General features: G+C 39.8%; 8 protein-coding genes. 3 read left to right on the top strand and 5 right to left on the bottom strand.

Annotated features, from left to right (window positions below):
* The first annotated feature begins 373 nt into the window (after positions 1–373).
* The 3 genes from KYH19_RS18770 (at position 374) to KYH19_RS18760 (ending at position 7,026) form a co-directional block, all read left to right on the top strand.
* Positions 374–3,646 carry a TonB-dependent receptor gene (locus tag KYH19_RS18770; protein WP_219076200.1) on the top strand — a complete coding sequence of 1,091 codons (3,273 nt, stop codon included), beginning with the start codon at positions 374–376 and terminating at the stop codon, positions 3,644–3,646.
* Between the two features lie 34 nt (positions 3,647–3,680).
* Positions 3,681–5,555, top strand: a complete 1,875-nt coding sequence (locus KYH19_RS18765) for a RagB/SusD family nutrient uptake outer membrane protein (RefSeq protein WP_219076199.1) — start codon at positions 3,681–3,683, stop codon at positions 5,553–5,555.
* A gap of 184 nt (positions 5,556–5,739) precedes the next feature.
* Positions 5,740–7,026 carry an MFS transporter gene (locus KYH19_RS18760; RefSeq protein ID WP_219076198.1) on the top strand — a complete coding sequence of 429 codons (1,287 nt, stop codon included), beginning with the start codon at positions 5,740–5,742 and terminating at the stop codon, positions 7,024–7,026.
* A gap of 503 nt (positions 7,027–7,529) precedes the next feature.
* Here KYH19_RS18760 and KYH19_RS18755 read toward each other — a convergent pair.
* The 5 genes from KYH19_RS18755 to KYH19_RS18735 all read right to left on the bottom strand — a co-directional run bounded on the left by KYH19_RS18755 (position 7,530) and on the right by KYH19_RS18735 (position 17,458).
* The gene (locus KYH19_RS18755) at positions 7,530–7,745 is read right to left on the bottom strand and encodes a PLDc N-terminal domain-containing protein (protein WP_193422945.1); all 216 of its coding nucleotides are present in this window, start codon (positions 7,743–7,745) and stop codon (positions 7,530–7,532) included.
* Positions 7,746–7,763: 18 nt separating this feature from the next.
* The gene (locus tag KYH19_RS18750) at positions 7,764–9,518 is read right to left on the bottom strand and encodes an ABC transporter ATP-binding protein (protein WP_132399365.1); all 1,755 of its coding nucleotides are present in this window, start codon (positions 9,516–9,518) and stop codon (positions 7,764–7,766) included.
* A 103-nt stretch (positions 9,519–9,621) separates the two neighbouring features.
* The gene (locus tag KYH19_RS18745; RefSeq protein WP_219076197.1) at positions 9,622–12,846 is read right to left on the bottom strand and encodes a TonB-dependent receptor; all 3,225 of its coding nucleotides are present in this window, start codon (positions 12,844–12,846) and stop codon (positions 9,622–9,624) included.
* A gap of 285 nt (positions 12,847–13,131) precedes the next feature.
* A complete protein-coding gene (locus KYH19_RS18740; protein WP_219076196.1) occupies positions 13,132–14,448 on the bottom strand; it encodes an amidohydrolase family protein in 1,317 nt (438 codons plus the stop codon).
* The gene (locus tag KYH19_RS18735) at positions 14,438–17,458 is read right to left on the bottom strand and encodes an amidohydrolase family protein (RefSeq protein WP_219076195.1); all 3,021 of its coding nucleotides are present in this window, start codon (positions 17,456–17,458) and stop codon (positions 14,438–14,440) included. The genes KYH19_RS18740 and KYH19_RS18735 overlap by 11 nt, the downstream gene beginning before the upstream one ends.
* Between the last annotated feature and the right edge of the window lie 41 nt (positions 17,459–17,499).

Genomic DNA, 17,499 nt, shown 5'->3' with positions numbered 1-17,499 from the left:
ACTTGCCGTAGTTTTGTAATGGTTTTTTTACGATTCAGCCCCTTACAATTATTATTTTACCCCCTTTTTTAAATTCTTAATATTCCTATATTGCGTGTAACCAATTATGAACTGTTTAGTTGACAAGTCTATGTCAGGCGTACCTTTCAGTAGTTTTATTTTATCATAATTAGTTGTGTGTCAGATAAGGGGATTCATAAGGTTTACGCGATTTATTGACTATCTATCAGAGGGCAACAGTTCTCTCAGGGATTGATGTAGGTAATTAACTCAATAAATCAAGTTATAATAATGCAAATACTGACAGTTCGTGATTACTCATGAATATTAAATTGTATTACAATCAATATCTAACCAAAATAAATTAAAAACTATGAAAAAAAATCTATTGAGGACTTTTGCCAGAAGTAGCATGTTTCTTGTTTGCGGTGGTTGTCTGGTCTTTTCTCCACTTGCCAGCATGTCTGCTGAAACATCATTGCATGAAAAGGAACCCTTTGATTTTTACAAAATACCCCTCCAGGATATTATTGTGAAGGGGAAGGTTACAGATGCTAAGGGCCCAATTCCAGGCGTAAGCGTGAAGTTGAAGGGAGGCACAGCAACTACAGTAACCGACGGCTCCGGAAATTTTAGCATTAAGGTGCCTGAGGATGCAACGCTGGTATTTACCTACGTAGGTTACGTAGATCAGGAGGTTCAGGTAAAGAGCCAAACCAACATTAATGTAAGGTTATCAGAGAATAACCAAAACTTATCTGAAGTAGTAGTAGTAGGATATGGAACCCAAAAAAAGGCGGTTGTATCTGGTGCGGTTGCTTCGGTTAAAGGTACTGAACTCGCTAAATCCTCATCGGTAAACTTAACCAATTCACTAGCCGGGCGCTTACCGGGTGTAACGGCTTTACAGGGGAGTGGAGAGCCTGGTTACGACGGTTCTACCATCAGAATCCGTGGGACAAACTCGCTTGGAAACAATAATGCGCTAATTGTAATTGATGGTATCCCTAACCGTGCAGGTGGTATCGAAAGGTTAAATCCAAACGATATTGAAAGTGTATCGGTATTAAAGGATGCATCTGCTGCTATTTACGGTTCGCAAGCGGCTAACGGGGTAATCTTAATTACCACTAAATTGGGTAAATCAGGAAAGCCACAGTTTTCATACGACTTTAGTTATGGCTTGCAACAGCCTACACGCATACCGAAAATGGCTAATTCCGTACAATATGCCGAAATTCTGAATGAGCTGAATATCTTTGGTTCGGATATTAATCCAAATGAATGGTCGGCTGCATGGAACAGTTTTAAATCTACCGGTTCTTATACTTCTACAACCGGAAAAACTATTAATGCCGCTTATAAAGCTGATGAGATCAGGAAGTTTGGCGATGGTTCAGATCCGCTAAGATACCCTAATACCGATTGGTTTAAAACGACTTTTCAGAACTGGTCGCCTCAGCAAAGGCATAATGTTCAGATTAACGGGGGTAGTGAAAATGTAAAATACCTGGTTTCTCTGGGCTATCTGGATCAGGATGGATATTATAAAAATTCTGCCACAGGCTACAAACAGTACGATATGCGGTTTAATCTCGAAGCAAAGTTGAGTAAATATATTACCACAACGTTAGGGGTATCGGCCAGAGAGGAAGACCGTAATTTTCCAACAGTTGGAGCTAGTGATATCTTCAGGTTTTTAATGAGGGGACGTCCAAATGAAATTGCAATATGGCCAGATGGCAAGCCCGGAAAAGATATTGAATATGGTTATAACCCGGTAGTATCTACTACAGATTTAACGGGAACTAATAAAGATGTTAGAGATTACTTTCAAACTACCGGTAAAGTAGAAATTAAAATTCCTGGCGTGGAAGGATTAAAGGTAACAGGTATAGCTGCAATAGATAAATATTCTGGCAGACAGAAAAACTGGCAATTACCCTGGACACTTTACGATTGGGATAAAAAAACTTTTCAGGCCGATGGTGTAACGCCAGTATTAACGGGTACCATAAGGTCGCAATATACCGATCCGAGGTTAAGGGAAACTGCTGGTGGGCAATTGGCCATCAACCTGACCGGAATGGTTAATTATGATAAAAAAATTGGTGATCATAATATTGGTTTGATGGCTGGGGTAACCCGCGAAAAAGTTGACAATGATGGTTTTACAGCTTTCAGAAGATATTTTATTTCACAATCTGTTCAGGAATTATTGGCTGGTGATGAACGCGAGCAATCATTAGGTAATAATCCCGGCGATCCAAACAACTTATTCAAGAGGGCACGTTTAAGTTATTTTGGAAGGGTAGGATATAACTATAAGGAAAAATACCTTGCCGAATTTTTGTGGCGTGTAGATGGTTCTTACATCTTCCCAACCGATAGGCGTTTCGGTTTCTTTCCAGGGGTATCAGTTGGCTGGCGCTTATCAGAAGAGCCTTTTTTCAAGGAAAATGTTAAGTTCGTAAACAATTTAAAACTGAGAGCATCGTATGGCCAAATGGGTGCTGAGGCATATTTCGGAGATGCGCTGCAAGAATACCAATACCTCAGTTTAATGAATTTTGGAACCTATACGTTTAACGATCTTGTTACTAAAACTTTAACAGAAGGCAAAGTACCTAATTTCAACTTTGGATGGGAAGTAGCCAATAATACCAACGTAGGTTTAGATGCATCCTTTCTAAATAATAAATTATCACTTGAATTAGATTATTTCTATAATAAACGTACAAACATTCTAATTAGCAGGGGTAGTTCAGTGCCTGAAAGCTCGGGTATTACCGATCGTTTACCACCTGTAAATCTGGGAAAGGTAAACAACAAAGGTTTTGAATTTAAATTGAGCTACAATGACCAGGTTGGTGATTTAAACTTTGGAGTGAGTGTAAACGGAGGTTATGCGAAAAATAAAATCATTTTTTGGGATGAAACCCCTGGTGCTCCTGAATGGCAGTACTCAACTGGTCGTATAACCAACTCCTGGTTAGTATACGATTATGATGGTGTTTTTAAAGATCAGGCAGAAATTAATGCCAATACATTAAATTATAGTGCGCTAACCAGCACCTTACGTCCTGGTGATATGAAGTTTAAGGATATTAATGGTGATGGTAAAATCAATGCCGATGATAAAATCCGCCTGGATAAAAACGGCACACCAACTTTTACCGGAGGTTTCAATTTAAACCTGCAATATAAAGGGTTCGATTTGTCGGTACTCGTGCAGGGCGCAACCGGTGGGATGCAGATTGTGGGTATAACCGAATCTGGCGATATTGGTAATTTCCTGGAGTGGTCATATCTAAACCGGTGGAGCATTGATAATCCAAGTTCGGTAAATCCACGTTTATCAAACCGTGGTGCTACCTATTATACCGATAGCAATAATGCATTAAACAATACTTATTGGTTGCGGAGCAATAATTACCTCAGGCTTAAAAACGTAGAGTTAGGCTATACCTTGCCAAATACACTGGTAGAAAAAGTAGGACTAAATAGTGTAAGGGTTTATGCGAACGGATTAAACCTGGCTACGCTGGATAAAATCAAGATATGGGATCCCGAATCACCAAATTCGAGTGGCCAATATTATCCACAGGCCAGGGTAATCAATTTTGGTATTAAAGCCGCTTTTTAAAGTGTAATCAAGTTTAACCGTTACAATCAAGAATATGAAAGCAATAAATAAAAATATAAAGCTCTATATATTAATTTTCACTACCATTTTTGCAGCATCCTGTAAAAAAGATTTTTTAAATGTAGAATCCCCTGGCCAGGTGCCTGCAGAATCAGTATGGAAAGATCCTGCAACTGCACAGGCATTCGTTAATGATATCTATAACGGATTGGGTGTTGGAGGTTTCTCTGAACAAATGTTGGCTTCTGTTTCAGATGAAGCCCTGTTTACCCACCCAACCCGTGGTATAGATCTGGTTAATAATGCTACAATTAATCCTTCTACATTAGGTTGGGTAGACGATACCTGGGCATATAAACAAATGTACAATCGCATCAGGGCCTGTAATATTACGATCGAAAAAATAACCAGTGGCGATAATGGTTTGAGCAGCCAATCGTTAAAAGATCAGTTATTGGGCGAGGCGTATTTTTTAAGGGCTTACTACTATCAGCAGTTATTGCGTTTCTATGGCGCTGTACCCCTTATTACAAAAGTTTATGTGTTAGATGATAACTATAACGTAAAAAGGAATACGTACGAAGAGTGTGTAAATTTTATTGTTAAAGACTGCGATGAAGCCAGCAGGTTGTTAACAGGTAAAACGTTAGATAAGGGGCGTACTACTGCAACTGCTGCATTGGCCTTAAAATCAAGGGTATTAATTTATGCTGCAAGCGACCTGCATGACAGGGCAAAACTTACTTCGAAAATTACAGGCATTGCTGCCCAAAAATTAGATTTTTTAAGTTATGCCAGTGGCAGCCAGGCAGACCGTTACCGTTTGGCACAAACAGCTGCTAAAGCCGTGATGGATCTGGGTACAGGTTATAAATTAAATCTTTCTGCGCCCGCTACGGTAACAGATGGCCAGCTAAATTATAAAAGCATTGCCATGGGTGGAGCAAGTAAGGCACCGGGAATAGATGCTACTGCAGCATCAGAACTCATTTTTGCCCGTTATTTTATCATCCAGAACAATATTAAACATGCACAGCAAAATGGCCCGAATGGTTACCATAACTGGGCAGGAAATACACCTATCGGCTTGCTGGTTGATGATTATGAGATGAAAGATGGTAGCAAATTTAGCTGGACAAATACCACACAAAAAGCTAATCCTTATCAGGATAGAGACCCTCGTTTTTATGCAACCATTTTATACGATGGTGCAGGTTGGAAACCGCGTGATAAAGCTTCGGGTGATGTTGATCCGGCTAACCAGATCCAGACCGGTATTTATGATTTAATGGATAACTCTGGCAGAATTGACTTTAAAGGTTTAGATACGCGTGCAAGCTCAATCGAAAACTGGAATGGTAGCTGGACAGGATATTATTACCATAAATTTATCGACCCGGATCCAGCTATTGTTGATGCTTCGATGTCGCAGAATGTACCGTGGCCATTCTTTAGGTATACTGAAGCGGTTTTTAATTATATCGAAGCGAGTATAGAACTTGGAGAATTAAGTAATGCTACTACCTGGTTAAACAAAATCCGTTTCAGAGCAGGTATGCCAGCTGTAACCGCTACAGATCAGGATGGACTTAGAGAGGTTTACCGTCACGAACGCCGTATTGAAATGGCTTACGAAGAACAACGTTATCATGATACCCGCAGGTGGTTAATTGCAGGTGAAACATTGGGCAGAAAAACCACTTATATTAAGGTTACTGGTAAATTTAAACTTGGCAAAACTATGTCGGCACCTTACCATTACGATAATACCGTTTACGATTATACCTACACCCCAGTTGTAGAAAATGCACAGGAAAATAGGAGTTGGAACGATAAACTTTATTTCAGGCCATTTAGCCGCGATGAAGTAAACAAAAATAACGCACTCGAACAAAACCCGGGATACTAAACGTATCATTTAAAATTTAACCCGATGGATAGTGTAAGGCTATTCATCGGGTTTTTTGTGGAATAACATTTAAGATTTATGATTTGATATTTTTACTTTTCAATAGAAAAACAAGCAATCTTAAGTCTTTGTCCATTCCAGTATTTAATTTTCAAAGCTTAATTTTGCAGATAAACTCTTCTCAGTGTCAAATTCCAACCCCATAATCGTTAAACAAGATCCATTCGCTGCCTTGCGGTATAAAGAATTTCGTTCTTACATCGGGCTGAGATTCTTTTTTACTTTTGCTTATCAAATGCAAGCTATTGTACTTGGTATCTACATTTATCATTTAACTAAGGATCCTCTTGCACTAGGATTAATTGGACTTTGCGAAGCCATTCCAGCAATAGCAATTGCACTCTATGGTGGATATATTGCAGATAAAAGTGAAAAAAGAGCACTATTGCTTAAAATATTCTCGACTGTATTTTTATGCTCGGTAACTATGCTGATCGTAACGAGCATTTACATGAAGCCCTATCTATCTAATGATTGGATTGTTAAAATTTTATATGGTATGGTTTTTTGTATTGGTCTGGCAAGAGGTTTTTTCGGTCCAGCAAACTTCTCTTTGCAGGCTTCTATTGTTCCTAAAGAGATATATCCAAATGCAAGTACCTGGAGTAGTTCCAGCTGGCAATTGGCATCAATATTAGGTCCTGCAGCAGGAGGTTTAATCTATGGTTTTTTGGGGATTACCATAACCTATATCGTGATTATTTCATTTATATTCATTTCATTAATCTGTATCTTTTTTCTAAAAGTGCACCCGCCTAAATTCCTTCCTAAAATGAGTATTGGGCAAAGCTTAACAGAAGGGATACAATTTGTGTTTAAAACCAAAATGATGGTTTGGGCGATGAGCCTGGATCTATTTTCGGTATTTTTCGGCGGTGCTGTAGCTCTGCTGCCTGTTTTCGCTAATGATATTTTAAAAGTAGGAGCCGAGGGATTAGGCTTTATGCGTGCTGCGGCCTCAACAGGCTCTGTGATTACCATGTTGGCAATGACCCGTTTTTCGCCAATGGGCAAGCCCTGGAGAAACCTGCTTATTGCTGTTACCGGATTTGGTTTAAGTATTATTTGCTACGGGCTATCTAAGAGTTTCTATTTAACGCTGTTTTTCTTGTTTCTGGAAGGGTCATTCGACAGCGTGAGTGTGATCATACGCCAAACCATCATGCAATTGCTTACGCCTGATGAGATGCGAGGAAGAGTATCAGCTGTAAATAGCATGTTTATAGGTTCGTCAAATGAAATTGGTGCTTTTGAATCTGGTTTGACCGCTAAATTAATGCGAACTGTTCCAGCGGTCGTTTTTGGTGGAAGTATGACCATAGGGATCGCATTTATTACCTGGTTAAAAACGAAGTCGTTAACCAGGCTAAGTTTGCAGGATATTAATGAGCAAACCACCAAGGCTGTTTAGTTACTAAAAGAGTTGTCAACTTTAATAGCCTTTTGCTAGAAAGTTGACAACTCTGAAATTCATGTTTAATTACTGATAAGTTCTATTTTTTTTCAAATAATTTGGGCATGCCCCAAGCTGCGCAAGGGTCGGGCTATCCGTTGCAATCTTTTTTGAAGAAAAATCAAAAAAGGATTTCCACTGCTATCCCTCATGCAAAACATATAGCAGTTAAAAAAACGTCAGTTATACATTTACCCTGGCTACCTAAACCCGATGGCACGGATGCCGATAGCGTATCATTACTCTTTTATTAATAGCTATCGGCAGGAGGAACAGCGGGACAGAACCAAACCGAAGAACTACTGGAATTGCTTTCCAAAAAACCGTGTAGAGTTGTCAACTTTAATAAGCAGTTTGTTAGAAAGTTGACAACTCTGGAATCAATAATAAATTAACTATTTATTGTGTCTTTATGGTGAAAAGCAAAAAATGGCCCTTGAAGGCACGGACCATGGCAAAAATTAAAACTTCTTATTCTTGCCCCACATGAGGTAAATAATCGAACCCAGAAATGGGGCGAAAAGAATAATGATAAACCAGAGTACTTTTACCGTAAAACCCATGCTGCTGTTTCTTGATATATGGTACAATGCGGTTAATATTAAGGCCAGCCATAATATAGCTGCTATAACAATGATAATTGCGATGTGATTGCTCTCTACTTGTGCCAGTAACATGATTAAGAATATTGTTCCTTAAGCTTCAACAATCCTTTCGCCAATTTGTTGGCGCCACATGGCCTGATATAAGCCATTTTGTGCAATTAGTTCTTCATGTTTTCCCTGCTCAATAATGTGGCCTTTCTCTAAAACATAAATTTTATCGGCATGTTTTATCGTTGATAAACGGTGCGCAATCAAAATCGTAATGTGATCGGTTAAATCTGAAACCGAACGAATGGTTTTGGTAATCTCTTCTTCCGTAATCGAATCCAGCGAAGAAGTTGCCTCATCAAAAACCAAAATATCTGGCTGACGGAGCAGCGCTCTGGCGATTGATAAACGTTGCTTTTCTCCTCCCGAAACCTTCACGCCACCTTCACCGATCAGCGAATCCAGACCTTTATCAGCCCTGGCCAATAAAGTTTGACAAGCAGCCTGATTTAATACTTTATAACATTCCTCATCTGTAGCTGTAGGGTTTACAAATAACAGGTTTTCTCTTATCGTTCCCGAAAACAGCTGTGTATCCTGTGTTACGAAACCGATTTTTTCGCGTAAGGCATCAAGATCGATATCGTTACTTGGAATACCATTATATAAAATCTCACCATCTTTTGCCGGATATAAACCCACCAATAGTTTTACCAGTGTGCTTTTTCCAGAACCCGATGGACCAACAAATGCAATGGTTTGCCCGTGATGGGTTTTAAACGAAATATTCTCTAAAGCATTTCTATTAGCTGTTAGGTGTTTGAACCCCACATTGCTAAAGGTTAAATCCTTAATTTTTGCTATAGAAGTTGGATTTTCAGGTTTTTTATCAACTGGTGTACTTAAGATCTTTTTAAAGTTACCTAACGAAACTTCAGCCTCACGCCAGGCGAGTATTACATTCCCTAATTCCTGCAAAGGACCAAAAAGAAAGAATGAATAGAATAAGAAAGAGAAATACTGTCCCGGAGAAATGGTATTGTCGAATATTAACAATAACAATACAACAATCATAGAACTTCTAACCAGGTTTACCGTAGTACCCTGAACAAAACTCATACTACGCACATACTTCACTTTTTTAAGTTCTAAACCTAAAATTTTGTAAGTGGTTTTGTTTAATCTTTCTATCTCCTGATCGGCCAGGCCTAAACTTTTAACCAGTTCGATGTTTCTTAGCGATTCGGTTGTTGAACCTGCCAAAGCCGTAGTTTCACCAACAATAGAACGTTGAATGGTTTTGATTTTGCGGCTTAAAAACCAGCTTACAAAACTGATGATCGGGATTGCAGCGAAATAAACCAATGTTACTTTGTAGCTGATCGAAACCGAATACACGATTACGAAAACCATCCCAATTAAACTTACAAAAAGCACACTGATAAACGAGGTGATAAACTTTTCGGAGTCTAAACGTACCTTTTGTAAAATACCAAGTGTTTCGCCACTGCGTTGATCTTCGAAAACCTGGTAGGGTAATTTTAAAGAATGCTGTAAACCATCTGCATACATTTTTGCCCCAACTTTTTGAACGATTACGCTGGTAAAGTAATCCTGAAAGTTCTTCGCAATACGCGATACCATTGCTGCACCGATGGCAAGGCCAATGAAACCTAAAGCGCCCCAGATATAGGTGCTTTTATCACTAAAAGATGCTCTTTTGTTGATGTATAAATCCAGAATCCTTCCGGTGAAGTAAGGGTCCATTAAAGAAAAGCCAATATTGAAACCTGCAAGCAATAACGCCAGAACCACAATCCACTTGTGGTTTTTCAGGTAGTCTAATAATAATCCCATTAAAGTTTTGTTGTTTTTAAATACAAACATAAAAAAAGGGAACGGATAAAAATCCATTCCCTTTTTTTATGACTTTAAGCTAAGATACTTAGCTAACATTTGTTTAAAATCCGTAACGTAAACCGATTTGTGCCTGCCAAGGATTACCCGATGGTATCACTAAACCGCTATTGTTGATCCGGTAATTGAACTGACGCTTAGTTGTATCGTAATTGGCTACTGCCGGAGTTATTTCTTTGCCTGCAGCGTCTTTTACTGCAGGAATTCCTAAACCGTAAATAGCCTGTGTAGCTAAGGTTTCTGAAGTACCCCAGGTTTTCTTAAATAAGTTGGCCACGTTAAACAAGTCGCCAGAAATTTCAACACTTTGTTTTTTACCTGGTCCGAATTTAAACACGTAAGCCAATCTTAAATCAATCGTACCGTAAAAACCGTTAATACCACCATTACGTTCTGCAAATGTACCTTCGTATTTTAGGATATAATCTTTTAAACTTTGGCTTGCAAGTGGATTATCCAATAATGCCTGTAAGCCATTGCGAACATTTGCAGGTGTACTTGGGTTATTTCTGTCGAAAATGAAAGCCAGATCGTTTGTAGATACGAAATCGCCGTTGGTATTACTTCCCGAAAGTAAGCTATATCTTGTACCGCCAATAGCTGAATAACGCACACCCGCTTTAATGCCATGGAATGATGGTAATGTACCATAAATAATTACCTTATTACGGAACTGACCATTAGAATAAGTCATTTTGCTTAAATTCCTTGGATCATCAACTACTGGCAAAGATAAAGTTGCAGAATTGGCTACGTTACCATTGTAAGAAGTATTGTCCTTTGCATCATTCCAGGTATAACTTGCCGTAATTTCTCCATCTTTAAAGTATTTCCAGGTACCATCAACAACAATGGCAAACTGGTTTACTTTACCCTTACTGTTTAATTCTAGCACTCTACCAAAGGTGTTAGTTGTTAAACGGCCTGCTTTCCAATCTGCTACTCCGTTTGATGGAATTGAAGGCACAAATACCCCTCTATTTCCCTCGTTTGCTAAAGTAAAGTATGGATTGGCCGCCATGTTTCTGTCTACATACATGTAGTTATTGCGGGCTAATGTTGCGTAACCGGTAATGCCGATACGTATTTTATCGTTGATTAATTTGTTGTACGATAAGTTGGCTTTATAAACCACTGGTAATTTTGCATCATCAGCATAAGTGTTTATAGTTGCCACTTGTGCGCCCGGTAATGCAGGTGCTGTAGCAGTACCGTTTCTATAGCCTGCAAAATCTGGTGTTGGGATACCATTAGTTATATCAACCGTTCCAAAATGTTTTCCATCAAAAGTAAGGTTGTTAATGGTTACGTAGTTGTTCACATCTGATCCGAAAATACCTGCTCCTAAACGAACGTAATCAGTATGTTTTTCGTTAATATCCCAGTCCAACTGGATACGTGGCTGAATTAAAAACTGTTTTAATTCATTATCAGTTCTTACACCAATCGCATCATATAACTGTTGGTTAAGTGGCGATGTTGGGTATTTGCTATAATCTAAACGTAAACCTCCCGTAAAATCTAAACCTTTACCCAATTTGGTTTGCATTTGGCCATAAATGGCTGAGTTCAATAAGTTACCGGTTACAGTAGGGTCAGCTACCAATGGTACTTCCCTGTAGTAACGGTTAGGAATTAAATTATTAAAATTTTGTACTGAAGTTTGTACGTTTCCAGCTTCTTTTGTACCTGAGTTAGTAAATTCAAACCTTCCGTTTACTTCACTGCCATACAATGATTTTGCATGGGTGTACATAATATCTATACCAAAGGTGTATTTAATTTTATCAGTATTATAATAAATATTATCAACCAACTGAAAAACGTTATTGGTAAAACCTTCCTGGCCGAAACGGTGACCGCCGATCTGGATGGCAGTAGTTACATTACTACCGTTTGATAAAGTAGAAGGAACATTATTTACAACTGCTCTTGGTATGGCGTAAGACAACTCATCGTTCTGTGTACTGGCCTGGAAAGTATATAAATGCTGTACTTTTAACTCGTTGGTAACCTTGCTGCTCACTGTAGAACGAAGTGTTGCTAACAAACTGTTGTCAACATTTTTATCGTTTCCGTAACTTTCGTAAAAGTTGATTGCAGTATTATCTGCAAGTCCAAGTGGATTTCTATCATTGGTATAATTATCCCGAACAGTTAATAAGTTCTTGTCATCAATTTGCCAGTCTAAACGCAAGAAACCAGCATCGGTTCCTCTTTTTTTGTCGAATGAACCATATTGAGGTGTATTGGCCACGCCATATTTATTTCTGGCAACAGTTAAAAAGTCTTTTAATGTTGTATTAGTAACGTTGAAACGGGCCTCATCTTCTGATGAATTGATATCGGCAATAACTAAAGGACGAGAATCTCTTTGATGATCCCAAACGGCAAAGTAATGTAATTTATCTTTTATGATTGGTCCGCCTAAGCTAAATCCATACTGGTATGTAGAGAAATCGTTCACTCTTTTGTTCCCCCTGATGTCGTATTGGCTCGCTAAAAAATCAGCTCTGTTATAAGCGAATGCACTACCTGTAACCTGGTTCGTACCTGATTTGGTTACAGCGCTAATTGTACCGCCACCGGCACGGCCTAAACTTACATCATATTGGTTGGTAACTACTTTAAACTCCCGAACACTTTCGATAGAGATGGAATATGGCGCACCGCTACGGCTTGTTGTACTTCCTGCTGAAGTAGGGTTTTTTGCCGTCATACCATCAATAGTAAAGTTGGTAGAGGAGCCCAGCTGGCCCGCAATACCACTTGCTCCCGATAGTGGAGATAAATCTGTTAAGCTCGAGAAATTACGGCCGTTTACCGGTAATAAGTTCATCGTTTTAGATGAAATCTCGGTAGATGCACCAAACTGTTGCACTTTATTTCTTAACGAAGATCCGTTAATCTCTACACCACCGAGGTTTTGAGCAGTTTCCTGCATATTAATGGCAACCTTTACTGCATCACCCTGGTTTAACATGTAGCCTATTCTGTTTTGTTCGGCGTAACCGATGTAGATGGCTTTAACCGTGTAAGGTCCGCCCAAAGGAAGTTCTTTAAAAGTGTACTCACCTTGTGCATTAGTAGAAGTTTTAGTGGTAAAACCTGTTGAGTTGTTCCGGATCTGGATGGAAACGCCTGGAATGGGTTTCTTTTGTTCATCCGTTACAATGCCCGAGATTGATGCTTGTGTGGTTTGTGCCATAGCCGAATTACTGGAATAGCATAAAAACAGCATCACTGCAATTAGTAAATTTTTAATCATGATCAGTTTTTTGATTTGTTATCTGACCGCAAAGGTGTTATTGTAGTGTTAAGCTGATGGTGATTTTATATTATGAAATGGTTTGCAAATTGTTCGATTTTCTGATTGATGTTAAATTAAAAATTTCTGATTTATTATATTTCAGGTGATGTCTTACGAAGATGTATGTGGATATTTCAGCTGGTGTCTCACATATTTGTTGTTGGATATTTCGGTTGGTGAGACACTAACTAAAAACAAACGGCCAATAAATTAATATTGACCGTTTCTGTTAAACTATTTTAGCTACTTCTTTTCACCAGCATATTTATCGCTAAATTTCTTATCCAATTGTTTATGCAGATTATCCAGGTTGATATCCCGGCCCTGAATAAAAGCCTGTTCTACTTTATTGGTGCGCATATCTAATGCATCGCCGGCAGAGATAAAAAACGTAGCATCTTTACCTGTTTCAATGCTTCCAGTGGTCTTATCTACACCCATCGCTTTTGCTGCGTTTAAGGTGATGGTAGATAGCGCTTTTTCTTTATCCAATCCCCAGGCTGTAACCGTACCCGCCATGAAAGGCAAATTGCGCTGTTGCCAGTAACCATCAATACTCAATACTACGTTTAAACCTGCATTAGCCAATACGGCAGCATTTTTATAAGGCATGTTTACATCATCATCATTGTTGTTAGGTAAGGCATGAGGCTGTTTCACCACCAGGGTAATGTTGTTGTCTTTCAGGAAATCGATGATCAGATACGCTTCATCTGCGCCGGTGATTACCGGGGTGATACCAAATTTCCTGGCGAAATTAACTGCTGCAACAATATCCTTCTGACTATCTGCCGCAATAAATAATTTCTCATTTCCCGAGAAAACCTTTTTCATCGCTTCGAAACGGGTATTGATTACTTCGGGTTTACCCATTTCAGAATAGGCTTTTGCTTCAGCAAAAAACGAAGTCAACTGCGCAATTGCAGCCTGCGTTCTTTCTGCTAACACTTCCGGCGATAACTGTGGTCTGCCGAAGCCTCCAAAGCCGCCTCTAAAACGAGGTGTAACCGGCCAGGTCATATGCATGGCATCGTCGGTTTTGAGTGCGGCATCTTCCCAGTTCCAGGCATCAAGCTGAACCACTGATGAACTGCCTGAAACGGTACCGCCCTGTGGCGTTGGCTGTGCCATTAACACACCATTACTGCGCAAGGTGGCCGGAACCTTCGAATCGGTATTGTAAGCCACGATGGAGCGGATGTGCGAATTAAAATCGCCTATTTCCTGGAAATCCAGGGTTGCTTTTACCGCTTCAATTTCTGTTAAACCTAAATTGGTGGTGGCTGCAATAAAACCCGGGTAAATATGTTTACCTGTAGCTGCAATGCGCATTACATCGTCCTGTGGTACTTGTCCGTTAGCCGTAACCGAAATAATTTTTCCGTTCCCAAAAAGGATGGTTCCGTTTTCAATCACCGTTCCATTGCCCACATGTACGGTTGCACCTGTTATGGCAATGGTTTTGCTTTGTTTTTTAGCCGGCGAAATGTTTGCCTGTGCAAAACACATCAGGCTTGTTGCCGATAAAGCCAGGCTGAGTAGATATCTGTTAGTGTGCATGTTCTTTCTCGGTTAATTCTGCTGAATAGTTTTCTAAAGTTTCGCAATTGTACAGGCGTGGTGCATCACCCATTGGACGTTGGGTACGGCCACCTTTACTTTTGTTCTCTAACATCTTTTGGATCAGACGTGCTTTTTCTGCTTGTTGTGTTTTAATTACCTGCATGTCTTTATCAATATCCCAGTAGGCAATACCGTCTACAAAAGTTTTTTCCGCCCTGGCATAAATAGAAAGCGGATTGGCTGTCCAGATCACCACATCGGCATCTTTGCCTGCTTTTAAGCTACCCACTTTGTCGTCAATATGCAGCATCCTTGCCGGATTAAGCGTTACAAATTTCAGGGCATCTTCTTCAGGTACATTACCGTATAAAACTGATTTGCCCGCTTCCTGGTTTAAGTGACGGGCCATTTCTGCATCATCAGAATTAAAAGCAGTGGTTACACCAACATTGTGCATAATTTTTCCGTTGTAAGGAATAGCCTCAGCTACTTCGTTTTTATAAGCCCACCAATCAGAAAAGGTCGAGCCTGCAATGCCATGCGCTTTCATTTTATCGGCCACTTTATAACCTTCTAAAATGTGCGTAAAGGTGTTGATCTTGAAACCCAAACTATCAGCTACATGAATTAACATGTTAATTTCGCTTTGTACATAAGAGTGGCAGGTAATGAAACGTTTGTTATTCAAAATTTCTACAATGGCATCAAGTTCAAGGTCTTTACGTACGCTGTTTCCTTTTACCGAAAGCGCTTTGGCATATTCTTTTGCCCGGGTAAATTCATCCACAAAAGTTTGCTCAACACCCATACGCGTAACCGGGAAACGGGCGCCGGTACCAAAATTACTCTGTTTAACATTTTCGCCAAGCGCAAATTTGATAAACCCATCGGCACCTGCAAATTTCAGTTCCTCTGGCGATTTACCCCAACGTAATTTAATCAATTGCGACTGGCCACCAATCGGGTTTGCTGAACCGTGTAAAATATGAGAAGTGGTTACACCGCCAGCCAGTTGACGGTAAATGTTTACGTCTTCTGAGTTGATGATGTCGGCAACACGTACTTCGGCAGAAACCGATTGTGCACCTTCATTGATTCCTCCGGAGCCGGCAATATGCGAGTGCTCGTCGATAATGCCTGCGGTAACATGTTTACCAGTAGCATCAATCACTTTTGCGCCGCTAGCCGAAAGGTTTTTACCAACCGCTTTAATCTTTCCGTTTTCTAAAAGTACATCCGCATTTTGAAGGATGCCGTCTTTTTCGTTCGTCCAAACGGTGCCGTTTTTAATCAGTACTGTTTCTTGTTTAGGGAGCTCGGTACTACCGAAGGCCGAGAAAGGATAAATGACCGGTCCCAAGGCCAAAGTAGCTTTAGGCTCCTCTTTTTTAGGTGTTTCTTTCGCTGCTTCTTTATAGGTTGCGGTAAATTTACCTGTAGCACCATCAGCCAATGCCGATTCGCCTTTTAAGGTAACCGGATTTGCCGAAGTGATGTAACCACTTAAACGGATATCGCCTATCGGATTTTTCTTTAAGTTGAAATTGATGCTTACCCAATCGCCATTTCTGGTAAAGGTGGCCGTAGTTTTTACGCTATCTGCACCAGCTCTTTCAACTACCGCGGTAGATCCGCCACCAGTGCCGGTAATTTTTAAGGTTAAAGCGCCAACACCATCAACATTTAAATTGTAAGTGCCACGTACATCGCTTACATCCATCTTATTTACGATGAAACGTTTGCCCTGTACCCAGTTTTCGAAAATGATGTTTCCGTTTTTGAACAGGTTATCAGATGAGATTAAAAAGTTAGCAACTTTTCCTTTTTCCAGGGAACCAACTTTATCGCTGATGCCCAAAAGCGAGGCAGGGATTTCAGTAACCGATTGTAATGCTTGTTTTTCAGTTAAACCATTTTCTATCGCTGTGCGGATGTTCGCCCAAAAATCGCGGCTGTTTTCTAATCCAAATGCTGTCAAGGCAAATTTAATTCCCGCTTTTTCCAATGCTGCGGGATTGGTTGGCGCCAGTTCCCAGCCTTTCATTTGTGATAAGGTTATATTTCTGGCTTCTGCCGGATCTTCCACATCATAAGCTTTAGGGAAAGTTAAGGGAATGATCAAACTTGCTCCGGTAGCTTTAACTTCATTAATGCGCTGGTATTCATCGCCGGTAGATTTAATGATGTATTTCTTGCCGAATTCTTTCCCGATTTTATCGGCACGCAGAATGTTTTGCCAGCCATCAACTTCAAAAATCTGTGGCATGGCTTGTTGTTTGGCAAATTCATCCAGCGAGATATTATATTCATCTTTTTGTTTGCCATACCATTGTGCATCGTAGTAGGTTTGGCGTAATAAGGCAATAGAACCCATTAACGAAGTCGGGTAATCGTTTGATGAACTTCCTTTGTTAAATGAATAGTTTGCTGCGGTCTGGTCCTTTAAAAATACGCTATTGTCGGCGCCCTCGTTTAAAGTTACCACAGCAGAAACTCCACGTGCAATACCGTCGCGGTTAATTACATTTACACTCCCGAAACCAACTTTGCGTAATTCATCCGCTTTTTTGCTGTCGGTAGAAAAGATGCTTTTTACATAAGTTTCTGGCCTGATGGATTCATTCCAGCCATATGCACCTTTTTTGGTGGATACAAAAATAGATTGACGCTGACCGCCGAAACTGCGTTGCTGTGCAGGTGCCTCGGCCAGACCATAACTCGTAAAAGCATCAACCAGTGATGGATAAATAAATTTTCCTTTTAAATCAATCACCACATAACCTTTGGGCACAGTTAAGCCTGCTCCAATAGCCTGAATGGTTTGTCCTTTAATTAAAAGGGTTGCATTTGTTAAGGTTTGATTGGCATTTACTACTATCGTTGCATTGGTGAAGGCAAACATTCCTGGTCTGGTATCAAAAGAGCCGTTAACAGGGAAGGAGGTTTGCTGTGCAAACAGAAATGTAGCAGAAAATACCAGCCAAATGACAGGTAAAATTTTCTTCATAATAAGTTTAGGTTTTAATTTGTTTAAAACTAATATAAATA

Source organism: Pedobacter sp. D749 (genome assembly GCF_019317285.1).
Taxonomy (GTDB): Bacteria; Bacteroidota; Bacteroidia; order Sphingobacteriales; family Sphingobacteriaceae; genus Pedobacter.
Note: the sequence above shows the minus strand (reverse complement) of the source record. Positions and strands in the feature narration are given on the sequence as shown.